The sequence below is a fragment of the Pseudescherichia sp. L3 genome, from assembly GCF_024656065.1.
Lineage (GTDB): Bacteria > Pseudomonadota > Gammaproteobacteria > Enterobacterales > Enterobacteriaceae > Pseudescherichia.
The window spans coordinates 631,445-645,528 of sequence record NZ_JANKYC010000001.1; the positions used below are offsets into that span (position 1 = coordinate 631,445).

General features: G+C 55.4%; 12 protein-coding genes. 8 read left to right on the plus strand and 4 right to left on the minus strand.

Going from position 1 to position 14,084, the window contains the following annotated elements; all coding sequences use genetic code 11:
- The first annotated feature begins 9 nt into the window (after positions 1-9).
- From NR795_RS03040 to NR795_RS03055, 4 genes are all read left to right on the plus strand, one after another.
- A complete protein-coding gene (locus NR795_RS03040) occupies positions 10-627 on the plus strand; it encodes a DMSO/selenate family reductase complex B subunit (protein ID WP_144813007.1) in 618 nt (205 codons plus the stop codon).
- A 1-nt stretch (position 628) separates the two neighbouring features.
- Positions 629-1,492 (plus strand): dimethyl sulfoxide reductase anchor subunit family protein, encoded by an 864-nt coding sequence (locus NR795_RS03045; protein ID WP_257757075.1) that lies wholly within the window; start codon positions 629-631, stop codon positions 1,490-1,492.
- A 253-nt stretch (positions 1,493-1,745) separates the two neighbouring features.
- Complete coding sequence (locus NR795_RS03050) at positions 1,746-2,894, plus strand: MFS transporter (protein ID WP_144812997.1); 1,149 nt, start codon at positions 1,746-1,748, stop codon at positions 2,892-2,894.
- An 82-nt stretch (positions 2,895-2,976) separates the two neighbouring features.
- Entirely contained in the window at positions 2,977-3,432 is a 456-nt protein-coding gene (locus NR795_RS03055) for an anti-virulence regulator CigR family protein (protein WP_144812994.1), read from the plus strand.
- A gap of 34 nt (positions 3,433-3,466) precedes the next feature.
- Here the strand turns inward: NR795_RS03055 and pflA are convergent, their stop codons facing one another.
- The 4 genes from pflA to ycaO form a co-directional block, all read right to left on the minus strand.
- Positions 3,467-4,207, minus strand: a complete 741-nt coding sequence (gene pflA / locus NR795_RS03060) for a pyruvate formate lyase 1-activating protein (protein ID WP_257757081.1) — start codon at positions 4,205-4,207, stop codon at positions 3,467-3,469.
- 186 nt (positions 4,208-4,393) lie between these two features.
- The gene (gene pflB / locus NR795_RS03065) at positions 4,394-6,676 is read right to left on the minus strand and encodes a formate C-acetyltransferase (RefSeq protein WP_257757083.1); all 2,283 of its coding nucleotides are present in this window, start codon (positions 6,674-6,676) and stop codon (positions 4,394-4,396) included.
- Between the two features lie 51 nt (positions 6,677-6,727).
- Positions 6,728-7,585 (minus strand): formate transporter FocA, encoded by an 858-nt coding sequence (gene focA / locus NR795_RS03070; protein WP_144812988.1) that lies wholly within the window; start codon positions 7,583-7,585, stop codon positions 6,728-6,730.
- Between the two features lie 398 nt (positions 7,586-7,983).
- Positions 7,984-9,750: a 30S ribosomal protein S12 methylthiotransferase accessory factor YcaO gene (ycaO, locus tag NR795_RS03075; protein WP_144812984.1), complete on the minus strand. Its 1,767-nt coding sequence runs from the start codon at positions 9,748-9,750 to the stop codon at positions 7,984-7,986.
- A 138-nt stretch (positions 9,751-9,888) separates the two neighbouring features.
- On the opposite strand from ycaO, the gene NR795_RS03080 reads away from it, so the two are divergent.
- The 4 genes from NR795_RS03080 (at position 9,889) to cmk (ending at position 14,051) form a co-directional block, all read left to right on the plus strand.
- Complete coding sequence (locus NR795_RS03080) at positions 9,889-10,581, plus strand: DUF421 domain-containing protein (protein ID WP_144812981.1); 693 nt, start codon at positions 9,889-9,891, stop codon at positions 10,579-10,581.
- 161 nt (positions 10,582-10,742) lie between these two features.
- Positions 10,743-11,831, plus strand: a complete 1,089-nt coding sequence (gene serC / locus NR795_RS03085) for a 3-phosphoserine/phosphohydroxythreonine transaminase (RefSeq protein WP_144812977.1) — start codon at positions 10,743-10,745, stop codon at positions 11,829-11,831.
- Between the two features lie 68 nt (positions 11,832-11,899).
- Positions 11,900-13,183 carry a 3-phosphoshikimate 1-carboxyvinyltransferase gene (gene aroA / locus NR795_RS03090; protein ID WP_257757086.1) on the plus strand — a complete coding sequence of 428 codons (1,284 nt, stop codon included), beginning with the start codon at positions 11,900-11,902 and terminating at the stop codon, positions 13,181-13,183.
- 184 nt (positions 13,184-13,367) lie between these two features.
- Positions 13,368-14,051: a (d)CMP kinase gene (gene cmk / locus NR795_RS03095; RefSeq protein ID WP_042392424.1), complete on the plus strand. Its 684-nt coding sequence runs from the start codon at positions 13,368-13,370 to the stop codon at positions 14,049-14,051.
- Positions 14,052-14,084: the final 33 nt, after the last annotated feature.

The following is a 14,084-nucleotide window of genomic DNA, read 5'->3' on the forward strand; positions in this document are numbered from 1 at the left end:
GAGTGACTGATGGCAATCCAGTATGGATTTTTTATTGATACAAGCCGCTGCACCGGATGCAAAACCTGCGAACTGGCCTGTAAAGACTATAAAGATTTAACCCCGGAGGTCAGCTTCCGCCGCATCTATGAGTACGCGGGCGGCAGCTGGCAAGAGGATAACGGCGTCTGGCAACAGAATGTCTTCGCCTACTATCTCTCTATCGCATGCAACCACTGCGAAGATCCCGCCTGTACCAAGGTATGTCCGACCGGGGCGATGCACAAACGAGAAGATGGTTTTGTCGTCGTCAACGAAGAGGTCTGCATCGGCTGCCGTTACTGCCATATGGCCTGTCCCTACGGCGCACCGCAGTACAATGCCAGTAAGGGGCATATGACCAAATGCGATGGCTGTCACGACCGCGTGGCTGAGGGGAAAAAACCGATCTGCGTTGAGTCCTGCCCGCTGCGCGCGCTCGATTTCGGCCCTATCGAGACGCTGCGTAAGCAGCACGGTGAACTGGCCGCCGTTGCCCCTCTGCCGGGCGCACACTTCACGAAACCCAACATCGTTATTAAACCCAACGCCAACTGCCGCCCGATCGGGGACACCACGGGCTATCTGGCGAACCCGGAGGAGGTGTGAGATGGGAAGCGGATGGCATGAGTGGCCGTTGATGGTCTTTACGGTCTTTGGGCAGTGCGTGGTGGGCGGTTTTATCGTTCTGGCATTTGCCCTGCTGAAGGGAGGGCTTACCCCCGAGGCGCAGCAGCGGGTTACTACCGGTATGCTGTGGCTGTGGGTGCTGATGGGCGTGGGTTTCATCGCCTCGGTGCTCCACCTTGGTTCGCCGCTGCGCGCCTTTAACTCCCTTAACCGGGTAGGTGCGTCTCCCTTAAGCAACGAAATCGCCACCGGTTCGATCTTTTTTGCGGTCGGTGGGATCGGCTGGCTTTTGGCGAGGGTACGCAAGCTGGCTCCAGGGCTACGCACGCTCTGGCTGGTGGGCACGATGATCCTGGGCATCGTTTTTGTCTGGATGATGGTGCGTGTCTATAACAGCATCGATACGGTGCCGACCTGGTACGGCATCTGGACACCGCTGAGCTTCTTCCTGACCCTGCTGATGGGAGGACCGTTGCTGGGCTATCTGCTTTTGCGTATTGCCGGGATCGATGGCTGGGCGATGCGCCTGCTGCCTGTGGTTTCCGTGCTGGCCTTAATCGCAAGCGCAATCGTGTCGATTATGCAGGGCGCAGAGCTGGCGACGATCCATAGTGCGGTGCAGCAGGCGTCTGCCCTGGTACCTGACTACGCCTCGCTGATGGCCTGGCGTACCGTGGTGCTGGCGGCGGCCCTCTGCTGCTGGATCGTACCGCAGATGGCAGGAAAAGCCCCCGCGGTGCCGCTGCTCTCGGTGGCATTTATACTGCTGCTGGCCGGGGAGCTGATTGGTCGCGGCGTATTTTATGGTCTGCACATGACTGTAGGCATGGCGGTTGCGGGTTAAAGATAAGGAAGCCGCAAAAAAGAGGCGTCTTCAACCATGAAATTTTTCTACTAAACGCAGGCCCGGGATATTTCGTTATTTATAATATAATCATGTGATTAATGATTTTATCCCGCTGCGTTTCATTTCTGATAATCAGTATTTCAAATCGATCGTCGCAAAAGGGCCTGCTGCGGCTATCCAGGCCGATTGACAATGTTTTTGCCGGTGGCATGATGCGCTCGAAATCAGAACTTCCTCACGGTTTATATCCATGCCTATCTATACCCGCCCGGTGCTATTGTTGCTCTGTGGCCTGTTGTTGTTGACCCTGTCGATCGCGACGCTAAACACGCTCGTGCCGCTTTGGCTCGCCCATGAAAACTTGCCGACGTGGCAGGTAGGTATGGTTGGCTCCGCCTTTTTTACCGGTAACCTGGTGGGCACGCTGCTCTGCGGTCGCCTGATCAAACGCTTCGGTTTTAACCGCAGCTACTACATCGCCTCGCTGATTTTTGCTACGGGCTGCGTGGGAATGGGTCTGATGGTGGGCTTCTGGAGCTGGATGGTATGGCGCTTCGTCGCTGGCGTCGGCTGTGCAATGATCTGGGTAGTGGTTGAGAGCGGCCTGATGTGCAGCGGCACCTCCCGCAATCGGGGTCGCCTGCTGGCTGCCTATATGATGATCTACTACGTAGGTACGGTGCTGGGCCAGCTGATGGTAAGCAAGCTGCCAACCGGGCTGATGCAGGTTATGCCGTGGGTTACCGGCCTGATCCTGGCTGCGATCCTGCCGCTGCTCTTCACCCGCATTGTGAACGAACATAGCGAGCATCAGGAGGCGACATCGATGTGGCCGATGCTGCGCCTGCGTCAGGCGCGTCTGGGCATCAACGGCTGCGTTATCTCCGGCATTATTCTTGGCTCGCTGTATGGCCTGATGCCGCTGTGGCTGAACCATCACGGGGTGAGCGATGCCGGAATTGGTTTCTGGATGGCGGTGCTGATTAGCGCCGGTATTTTCGGCCAGTGGCCGGTGGGCAAGCTGGCGGATCGCTTTGGTCGCCTGCTGGTTCTGCGCGTGCAGGTGTTTGTGGTGATCGTCGGCTGTCTGGCGATGCTGGGCAACGCCGCGATGGCACCGGCGCTGTTTGTGTTGGGCGCGGCAGGCTTTACGCTCTACCCGGTGGCGATGGCGTGGGCCTGTGAGAAGGTTGAGCCACACCAGCTGGTGGCGATGAACCAGGCTTTGCTGCTTAGCTACACCGTCGGCAGTCTGCTGGGGCCGACCCTGACCTCAATGCTGATGCAGAGCTACTCTGACAACCTGCTGTTTGTGATGATCGCCAGCGTGTCATTTATCTACCTGATGATGCTGCTGCGCAAAGCAGGCCAGCATCCGACGCCTGTGGCACACGCTTGATACTGAAATGAGACTTGCCCCATTGAGCCGGAGAGAGGCGTACGATAACCTGTCCGGGTCTGATAGAGAAAAGGCAAAAACTATGTCAAAGCGCTGTTTTAGCGTTACCGCACTGGCGGTAATGTTATCTTTATCTTTTGCATCGGCACCTGCCATGGCTAATCCCGGTAACGGCAACGGTCATGGTAATTCGGGTAATCACGGTAGCAAACAAGATAACGATCATGCAAAGCACAACCAGTCGGGTAATAAGGGCGGCGATACTCTCTCTATGAATGTGAGCTATGACCGCGCTCGCGCCCTGGCGCTCGATTATGGCCTGACAGGCTATCAATCACTGCCGCCGGGTATTGCTAAAAACCTGGCGCGGGGCAAACCGCTGCCGCCTGGGATTGCGAAAAAAGCCGTTCCGGCTTCAATGCTTGGGCAGTTGCCATCCTACCCGGGTCACGAGTGGCGCATCGTCGGTGACGATTTGGTCCTGATTGCTCTCAGCACAGCCATCGTCACGTCGGTGATAAACGGCGTATTCAAATAGGTAATAAAAAGCCCGGCTCAGACCGGGCTTTTTATTAATACATTACCTTGTGACCGTACTGCTCCAGGATACCTTTCACGCGATCCATGGTCTCTTTCTTCGGTGGATGGATACCATCAAGCTTGTACTCTTCGCCCATCGCGACCCATTTGTGCTTACCCAGCTCGTGATAGGGCAGCAGCTCAATCTTCTCAACGTTGCCCATATCGCGGGTGAACTCACCCAGGCGATGCGCAGAGTCGTCATCGTCTGACCAGCCCGGCACTACCACATAGCGTATCCAGACCTTAATGTTCTTCTTCGACAGATACTGGGCGAACTCCAGCGTGCGGTGGTTAGAGACGCCAACCAGATTCTGGTGGATCTCATCGTTCATCTGTTTGAGATCGAGCATCACCAGGTCGGTGACTTCCAGTAGCTCGTCGATCACCGGATCGTAGCGGCGAACAAAGCCGTTGGTATCCAGACAGGTGTGAATGCCTTCCTGATGGCAGGCGCGGAACCAGTCGCGCACAAACTCGGCCTGAAGGATAGCCTCACCGCCGGAGGCCGTTACGCCGCCGCCGGAAGCGTTCATAAAGTGGCGATAGGTCACGACCTCTTTCATCAGCTCGTCAACGGTAACCTCTTTGCCGCCATGGGTGTCCCATGTATCACGGTTATGGCAGTAGAGGCAGCGCATCAGGCAGCCCTGAAAGAAGGTGATAAAGCGGATCCCCGGGCCATCAACTGTGCCACAGGATTCAAAGGAGTGAATGCGACCGATAACTGACATTGCGAGGTTCTCCGGATATGGCCCGTCCCGGGCCTGTATTTGCACAGCTTTCCGCTATGTTTAAGTCTGTTTTGCCAGCTGCCCGTAAGCAGGACAGTTGGCAAAGCAGGCTCGAAGGAGAGGGCGCGTTTACTAAAAAGGCCCCACGATTGTGGAGCCTTTATTGTACGCTTTTTCAGTCAACCATTACATGGTTTGCGTGAAGGTACGGGTGATAACGTCCTGCTGCTGTTCTTTGGTCAGGGAGTTAAAACGTACCGCGTAACCGGAAACACGGATGGTCAGCTGCGGATATTTTTCCGGGTGCTCCATTGCATCAAGCAGCATTTCACGGTTCATGACGTTCACGTTGAGGTGCTGACCGCCTTCAATGGAAGACTCGTGATGGAAGTAACCATCCATCAGGCCTGCCAGGTTGGTTTTACGCACTTCATCGTCTTTACCCAGCGCGTTCGGAACGATAGAGAAGGTATAAGAGATACCATCTTTAGCGTAGGCAAACGGCAGTTTAGCAACGGAGGTCAGAGAGGCAATGGCACCTTTCTGATCGCGACCGTGCATCGGGTTAGCACCTGGGCCAAACGGCGCGCCAGCACGACGACCGTCCGGGGTGTTACCGGTTTTCTTACCATACACGACGTTAGAGGTGATGGTCAGAACGGACTGGGTCGGGATAGCGTTGCGGTAGGTAGTCAGTTTCTGAATTTTCTTCATGAAACGTTCAACCAGGTCAACCGCCAGGTCATCAACGCGTGAATCGTTGTTACCAAACTGCGGGTATTCACCTTCGATTGCAAAGTCAGTCGCCAGACCGTCTTCGTCACGAATCGGTTTAACTTTCGCATATTTGATAGCGGACAGGGAGTCAGCCGCAACGGACAGACCTGCGATACCACATGCCATGGTGCGAACAACGTCACGGTCGTGCAGCGCCATCAGAGAAGCTTCGTAGCTGTACTTGTCGTGCATGTAGTGGATGATGTTCAGGGCAGTCACGTACTGCTTAGCCAGCCAGTCCATGAAGTGATCCATGCGCTCCATGACTTCGTCGAAGTTCAGGACATCGCCTTTGATCGGTGCAGATTTCGGACCCACCTGCATTTTCAGTTTTTCATCAACGCCGCCGTTGATCGCGTACAGCATGGTTTTCGCCAGGTTAGCACGCGCGCCGAAGAACTGCATTTGCTTACCAACAACCATCGGGCTTACGCAGCAAGCGATAGCGTAATCGTCGTTGTTGAAGTCAGGACGCATCAGGTCATCGTTTTCATACTGCAGAGAAGAGGTGTCGATAGAGACCTTCGCTGCGTATTTTTTGAAGCCCAGCGGCAGTTTTTCAGACCACAGTACGGTGATGTTCGGCTCCGGAGACGGCCCCATGGTGTACAGGGTGTTCAGGAAGCGGAAGCTGTTTTTAGTGACCAGCGTACGGCCATCAACGCCCATACCGGCGATGGATTCGGTTGCCCAGATCGGGTCACCGGAGAACAGCTCATCGTACTCAGGGGTACGCAGGAAGCGAACCATACGCAGTTTCATGACCAGGTGGTCGATCATCTCCTGCGCGTCCTGCTCGGTGATTTTACCGGCTTTCAGGTCGCGTTCGATGTAAACGTCAAGGAAGGTAGAGACACGGCCAAAGGACATGGCTGCACCGTTCTGGGATTTCACCGCGGCCAGGTAGCCGAAGTAGGTCCACTGAACCGCTTCCTGAGCAGTAGTTGCCGGACCGGAGATATCGCAGCCATATTTCGCTGCCATCTCTTTGATCTGGCCCAGTGCGCGATACTGTTCGGAGATCTCTTCACGCAGACGGATAGTCGCTTCCAGATCTTCGCCGTTTTCCAGTTTATCTTGCAGAGAGAGGAACTGAGCGTATTTGTCTTTCATCAGGAAGTCGATACCGTACAGCGCAACGCGACGGTAGTCACCGATGATACGGCCACGGCCGTAGGCGTCCGGCAGACCGGTCAGCACGCCAGACTTACGGCAGTTCAGGATGTCTTTGGTGTAGACATCAAAAACGCCCTGGTTGTGGGTCTTGCGATATTCAGTGAAGATCTTTTTCAGCATCGGGTCCAGCTCGCGGTTGTACGCTTTGCAGGAACCTTCAACCATTTTGATACCACCGAACGGAATAATCGCACGTTTCAGCGGCGCTTCAGTTTGCAGACCAACGATTTTCTCCAGCGCCTTGTTGATGTAGCCGGCGTCGTGAGAGGTGATGGTGGACGCAACGGAGGTGTCGAAGTCAACTGGCGCATGGGTGCGGTTCTCCAGTTTGACGCCTTCCATTACTTTGTCCCACAGCGTGGTGGTAGCTTCAGTGGCACCGGCCAGGAAAGATTCGTCGCCCTCGTAAGGAGCGTAGTTTTTCTGGATAAAGTCACGGACGTTGACCGCTTTCTGCCAGTCACCTTCAACGAAACCTTCCCATGCTGTTGCTAACTTTTCATTAAGCTCGGACATGTAACACCTACCTTCTTAAGTGGATTTTTTATTTACTGCCTGGAACAGCCATCAATGATGGTTATCGCCACGCAGGTAAATGACCCAGTATGTCAACCCAACCAGTAAACCCCCACCGATAATGTTCCCGATCGTTACGGGGATCAGATTATCAGTGATGAAGTTCATCACGGTCAGATGAGAAAAATTGGCTGGAGATGAACCGACTGCGGTCCAGAACTCCGGCGAAGCAAAATCACGAATCACGATACCCAGTGGGATCAGGAACATGTTTGCGATGCTGTGCTCAAAGCCGCTGGCAACAAACATGGCAACCGGCAGGACCATAATCATGGCTTTGTCCATCAGGCTGCGGCCTGAGTAGCTCATCCATACGGCCAGACAGACCATCAGGTTTGCCAGGATGCCGAGTGCGACGGCTTCAATAAAAGTATGGTGCATTTTATGGTCAGCGGTTTGCAGGACGTTGAGTCCCCAGCCGCCGTTAGCGGTCATGTACTCACCCGAGAGCCACATCAGTAGCACAAAGAGCAGACAGCCGACCAGGTTGCCAACGTAAACGTTGATCCAGTTGCGAGCCAGCTGGCCCCAGGTGATTTTGCCGCTGGCCTTTGCCACTACGATAAGTACCGTCGAGGTAAAGAGATCTGCACCGCAGATAACGCACAAAATCAGGCCCAGTGAGAAGCAGATACCGCCAATCAGTTTAGCAACACCGTACGGCATCGCGGCGGTGCCGGTGGTGGAGGTAATATAGAAAACAAAGGCGATGGAGATGAACACCCCGGCGGTAATCGCCAGGAAGAACGTCGTCATCGGACGCTTTGTGGCTTTATAGACACCCGCCTCTTCGGCAACTTTTGCCATCGCAGGGGGAAGTATCAAATCAAAAGGGTTGTCAGCTTTCACACTAACTCTCTCTTCATTAAGTTGGCAATGAGATACTAACAAAGCATTATAGGAGAGAACTTGATATGGATCATATCTCACCCGTCTTATAGGCCTTTTGATGTTGTGGTTTTAGGTTTTTTTATGCGTAACTAATTGATTTTTATAAAATAAATAAAGTTTAAAAATTATAAAATGTTTTGAATCTTTTTTTGGACTCGTCGCTGGCGCGTTAATTACAATGGAGTAATTCTGCCAAAAAGTAACAATACGCCTGAGTTTCAATAAAGAATATTACTTATGAGTAACCTAATTATTACATTTATAATTCTTTGCAAAAATATATAAAAAACGGGGCAATGAAATTGCCCCGTAATATAGCCTGGCTGTCGCAATACGCCTACAGCTTATGGTGTTATTTACGCTTCTTTTGGCCAGAAAGCCTGTTTCGCCCGCTGCAGCTTCTCGTAGGCTGCCAGCAGGGAGCGGTGAGCCGGGAACGCTTCCAGCGTACCGTCTGCCGCCTGTAGACCGTAGAACGGCGCTTCACCGCTCATCGCTGCACTGGCTGCTTCCACCGCGTCCGCGCCATACATGCGGACAAAGGCGTTGAGGTACTGCAGCGGCTGGCGCTCTTCTTCCTGAGCCAGCAGCAGAAGGGTCTGCAGGCAGCGGTAGTAGTTTGCTCGCGCCGGGGAAAAGACGGAGGCATTAAACTCCATTGTCCATTCGGTCCAGATCAGGGCCTGCTCAAGATCGCCCCCCGCTAGCGCCAGCATCGCCTTCAGCTCGCCAATGCGCAGCGTGTACCAGCCGTTGTCTTTCCCGGTAGCAATGCCTAACAGCTCACGCACGCGGGTAAAGTCATCGTGACCCTCGTCGTCCAACTGGGCGATCAGATCGAGGTACGCCTCTTTCTCCCACTCGCTGCCCGGCAGGGCAAGAATGGTTTCGCGCAGGTGGCTCCCCATGCTGTTGTTCGCCAGCCAGAGATCCTCTGCCGGATAGATGTCGGACATGCCCGGCACGATAATACGGCAGGCGTAGACGCTCAGATGCTCGTAGTCAGCGATGTAGACCTCTTTATCCTCCTCACGGAAGATGGCCATCAGGGTCGCGAACTCCTCTTCGGTGGTGCCAGAGAAGCTCCAGTCCACGAACGGATAGTCGGCGTCCTGCTTGAACATATCCCAGGAGATCAGACCGCTGGAGTCGATAAAGTGGGTCTCCAGGTTGGCATGCTCGGCGACCTCTTCATCATCAAAGGTCGGCGGGGTGAAGACGTCGAGATCCTTCAGGCCACGGCCCTGTAGCAGCTCGGTTACGGTACGCTCCAGCGCCACGCCAAAGTCCGGGTGTGCGCCGAAAGAGGCGAAGCAGGTGCCGTTAGCCGGGTTAAACAGCACGACGCAAATCACCGGGTATTTGCCGCCCAGCGAGGCGTCGTAGGCAAAGATAGGGAAACCTTCAGCTTCCAGGGTAGCAATAGACTCTACCACGCCTGGATAGCGAGCCAGCACCTCCTGCGGGATCTCCGGCAGGCTGATGCTTTCCGCAATAATGCGGTTCTTGATGTGGCGCTCAAACACTTCCGACAGACCCTGTACGCGGGCTTCGTTGCGGGTGTTACCGGCGGACATGCCGTTGGAGACGTACAGGTTGCCGACGATATTCATCGGAATATAGACCGTCTGCTGATCTGACTGACGGGTAAACGGCAGACCGCAGATGCCGCGTTCTTCGTTGCCTGACTGCAGGTCAATCAGCATGCCGGCGGCCAGCTCGCCTTCTGGATCGTAGAACGCACGCAGGCGGGCGTCGAGAATACCTTCCGGCAGCGAGTCGTCTTCCGGCAGTGGGAACCACTTCTCGTTCGGATAGTGCACAAACGGGCCATTAGCGATCTCATCGCCCAGCCAGAAGTCGGCAAAGAAGTAGTTAGTAGAGAGACGCTCGAAATACTCGCCAAGGGCGGAGGCCAGCGCGGCTTTTTTGGTTGCGCCTTTACCGTTGGTAAAGCAGAGGGCGCAGGCTTTATCGCGGATATGCACGGACCAGACGTTTGGCACCGGGTTCAGCCAGGAGGCCTCTTCGATATCGAAGCCAAGATCGAGCAGTTTCTGCTGGAAGCGGGCGATGGAGTCTTCCAGAGCGGCATCTTTGCCGGGGATAAATGTTTGCGTCATGAGCGTCACTTTATTCGTACGGAAAGCGCGCAATGATACGGGTTTTAGGTGAACGGCGCTATCTTCCTGCGCCAGAGGACGAAAATAAAAGCGCGAGCTATGCTTGTAGAAACTAACGTCCTGTTTAGGCAAAAGAAAATGAAAGCATTCGATTTGCATCGTATGATGCTGGACAAGGCGCCGCTCGACTTTTTAGGTGAGGTCGCGCTGCGAAGTCTCTATACCTTTATCCTCGTTTTTCTGTTCCTGAAGATTGCCGGACGGCGCGGCGTGCGCCAGATGTCGCTCTTTGAGGTATTGATCATTCTGACCCTCGGCTCGGCGGCAGGGGACGTTGCCTTCTATGACGACGTGCCGATGCTGCCGGTGCTGGTGGTGTTTATCTCGCTGGCGCTGTTCTACCGGCTTGTCATGTGGCTCATGGCTCACAGTGAACGGCTTGAGGATCTGCTGGAAGGTAAGCCGATTATTATTGTTGAAGAGGGCGAGCTGGCGTGGGACAAGCTTAGAGCGGCTAACCTGACCGAGGTCGAGTTCTATATGGAGCTGCGGGTGAGCGGCGTAGAGCAACTGGGGCAGATTCGGCTGGCCATCCTGGAAACCAACGGGCAGATCAGTACCTACTACTATCGCGATGAGGACGTGCGCCCTGGGCTATCGCTGATGCCGGCGGGGCTGGTACCGCGCTTTATGGTCGCGCCAGAGGCGGGCGACTACGCCTGCGTAAAATGCAGCGAGGTGATTGCGATGCAGGCAGGAGATAAACAACCCTGTCCGCGCTGCAAAAGTCCAGAATGGACGAAGGCCAGCCGGGCAATTCGCATTACCTGACAGGGTTTTTCGCCACCGTCGCAGAACAGCACAAAATAATCTGCTATGTGACTGAGCGCACATTTCTTCCCGTCTTCGGAATACCCGTTGCGGCGGGTGACGTGCAATGGTACAACCGATGTCACAGGAATAACTTATTGCTTTCAGCGTGGTGAGAGGAAATGACACAGGTCTTTAATTTTAGTTCTGGTCCGGCGATGTTGCCGACAGAGGTGCTTAAACAGGCTCAGCAGGAGCTCTGCGATTGGCAGGGTCTTGGCACGTCGGTCATGGAGATTAGCCACCGCGGTAAGCCGTTTATCCAGTGCGCAGAAGAGGCGGAGCAGGATTTTCGCGATCTGTTAAGCATCCCTGAGAACTATAAGGTTCTGTTCTGCCACGGTGGCGGTCGCGGTCAGTTCGCGGGCATTCCATTGAACCTGCTGGGTGATAAAACCACGGCGGATTACGTTGATGCCGGTTACTGGGCGGCCAGCGCGGTAAAAGAGGCGCATAAATACTGTACGCCGAACGTGATTGATGCCAAAACGACCGTTGACGGACTGCGCGCGGTGAAGCCAATGCGTGACTGGCAGCTCTCTAACGATGCGGCCTACCTGCACTACTGCCCGAACGAGACCATCGACGGCATCGCTATCCATGAAGAGCCTGAGTTTGGCGATAACGTCGTGGTAACTGCCGATCTCTCGTCGACTATTCTTTCCGCGCCGCTTGACGTTAGCCGCTACGGCGTTATCTACGCCGGTGCGCAGAAAAACATCGGTCCGGCAGGCCTGACGCTGGTGATCGTGCGCGACGATCTGTTGGGTAAAGCCCATAAGTCCTGCCCGTCAATTCTCGATTACAGCGTGCTGAACGAAAACGACTCTATGTTCAACACCCCGCCGACCTTTGCCTGGTACCTCTCTGGCCTGGTGTTCAAGTGGCTGAAGCAAAACGGCGGCGTTGCGGCGATGAATGCCATCAACCAGCAGAAAGCCGAGCTGCTCTACGGCGTTATCGACGGCAGCGACTTCTACCGTAACGACGTGGCGGTCGCGAACCGTTCGCGCATGAACGTACCATTCCAGCTGGCGGACAGCACGCTCGACAACCTCTTCCTGGAGGAGTCCTTCGCCGCCGGTCTGCATGCCCTGAAAGGCCACCGCGTCGTCGGCGGAATGCGTGCCTCTATCTACAACGCCATGCCGCTGGCGGGCGTCAAAGCCCTGACCGATTTCATGGTCGACTTCGAACGTCGCCACGGTTAATTGCGCTTTTTTCACCCCCGCACGCCTGCTGCGGGGTTTTTATTATGTTGAGTTGAGAGTTTAGTTTCATGGAATCCCTGACGTTACAACCTATTGCGCGCGTAGATGGCACCATTAATCTGCCTGGTTCCAAGAGTGTCTCGAACCGCGCTCTGCTGCTGGCAGCGCTGGCAAACGGCACCACCGTCCTCACTAACCTGCTGGACAGCGATGACGTGCGCCATATGCTCAATGCGCTGAAAGCGTTAGGCGTTCATTACACGCTCTCTGACGATCGTACCCGCTGTGAAGTCACCGGCAACGGCGGCGCGTTACGGTCTGCTGAAGAGGTTGAGCTGTTTCTCGGCAATGCCGGTACTGCGATGCGTCCGCTAGCGGCCGCGCTGTGTCTCGGCAGCAGCAACGTTGTGCTGACTGGCGAACCGCGCATGAAAGAGCGCCCGATTGGCCATCTGGTGGATGCGCTGCGTCAGGGCGGAGCCCAGATCGACTATCTTGAGCAAGAGAACTACCCCCCGCTGCGCCTGCGCGGCGGCTTTACCGGCGGCCAGGTGGCGGTAGACGGCAGCGTCTCCAGCCAGTTCCTTACCGCGCTGCTAATGACCGCGCCGCTGGCATCAAAAGACACAGAGATCGCTATTAAAGGCGATCTGGTTTCAAAACCCTACATTGATATCACGCTGCATCTGATGAAGACCTTTGGCGTCGAGGTCGAGAACCAGCAGTACCAGCGCTTTGTGGTGCGCGGCGGGCAGCAGTACCGCTCTCCGGGTCACTATCTGGTAGAGGGCGATGCCTCGTCTGCCTCCTATTTCCTGGCAGCGGCGGCCATTAAAGGCGGCACGGTGAAGGTGACCGGCATCGGGCGCAACAGCGTGCAGGGCGATATTCGCTTTGCCGACGTGCTGGAGAAGATGGGCGCGACTGTGACCTGGGGCGAGGATTACATCGCCTGCACCCGCGGTGAGCTGAAAGCGATTGATATGGATATGAACCATATTCCGGATGCGGCGATGACGATTGCTACCACCGCGCTGTTTGCCAGCGGGACGACGACCCTGCGCAACATCTATAACTGGCGGGTAAAAGAGACCGATCGCCTGTTTGCCATGGCGACCGAACTGCGCAAGGTGGGGGCAGAGGTGGAAGAGGGCGAGGATTATATCCGCGTCACGCCGCCTGCGGTGTTGCAGGAGGCGTCCATTGCCACCTATAACGATCACCGGATGGCGATGTGCTTCTCTCTGGTGGCCCTGTCGGCAACGCCGGTGACGATCCTTGACCCGAAGTGTACGGCGAAAACCTTCCCGGACTATTTCGACCAGCTGGCGCGTATTAGCACCTTCGCATGATTATCTCTGCCGCATCCTGCGATGCGGCATTTCCTTACGCTTTCTCACACTCATCCCTGCCCATTTCTTCTACACTCTGTCTCATTAATTCCGTTATTTACACGCAAAGATAACAGTTGCGTACGTTGGCGCGTATAATGCGCGGCGTTTACGTTCATGGTAAGCCTTTAATAAGGAGCAAAAGATGGCGGCAACTGCCCCGGTAATCACCATTGATGGGCCAAGCGGTGCGGGCAAAGGGACTCTGTGCCAGGCGATGGCGGAAGCGCTGCAGTGGCATCTTCTCGACTCGGGTGCGATCTATCGCGTGCTGGCGCTGGCTGCGCTGCATCATCACGTTGACGTTACCTCGGAAGAGGTGCTGGTCCCGCTGGCTGCACATCTCGACGTACGCTTTGTATCCACTAACGGCCAGCTAGAGGTGATCCTTGAGGGCGAAGACGTGAGCGGTGAGATCCGCACCCAGGAAGTGGCGAATGCTGCATCCCAGGTGGCCGCGTTTCCTCGCGTACGTGAGGCACTGCTGCGTCGCCAGCGTGGGTTCCGTGAGCTGCCCGGCCTGATTGCCGACGGTCGCGACATGGGTACGGTGGTATTCCCCGACGCGCCGGTGAAGATTTTCCTCGACGCCTCCTCGGAAGAGCGCGCGCATCGCCGCATGCTGCAGTTGCAGGAGAAGGGCTTTAGTGTTAACTTTGAACGCCTTTTGGCCGAGATCAAAGAACGCGACGATCGCGATCGTAATCGCCCCGTAGCGCCGCTGGTCCCCGCTGCCGATGCATTAGTCCTGGATTCTACCAGTTTAAGCATTGAGCAAGTGATTGAAAAAGCGTTACAATACGCGCGCCAAAAGTTGGCTCTCGCTTAAAGCGACCGAATTTGTAGTAGCACGATTATGTAG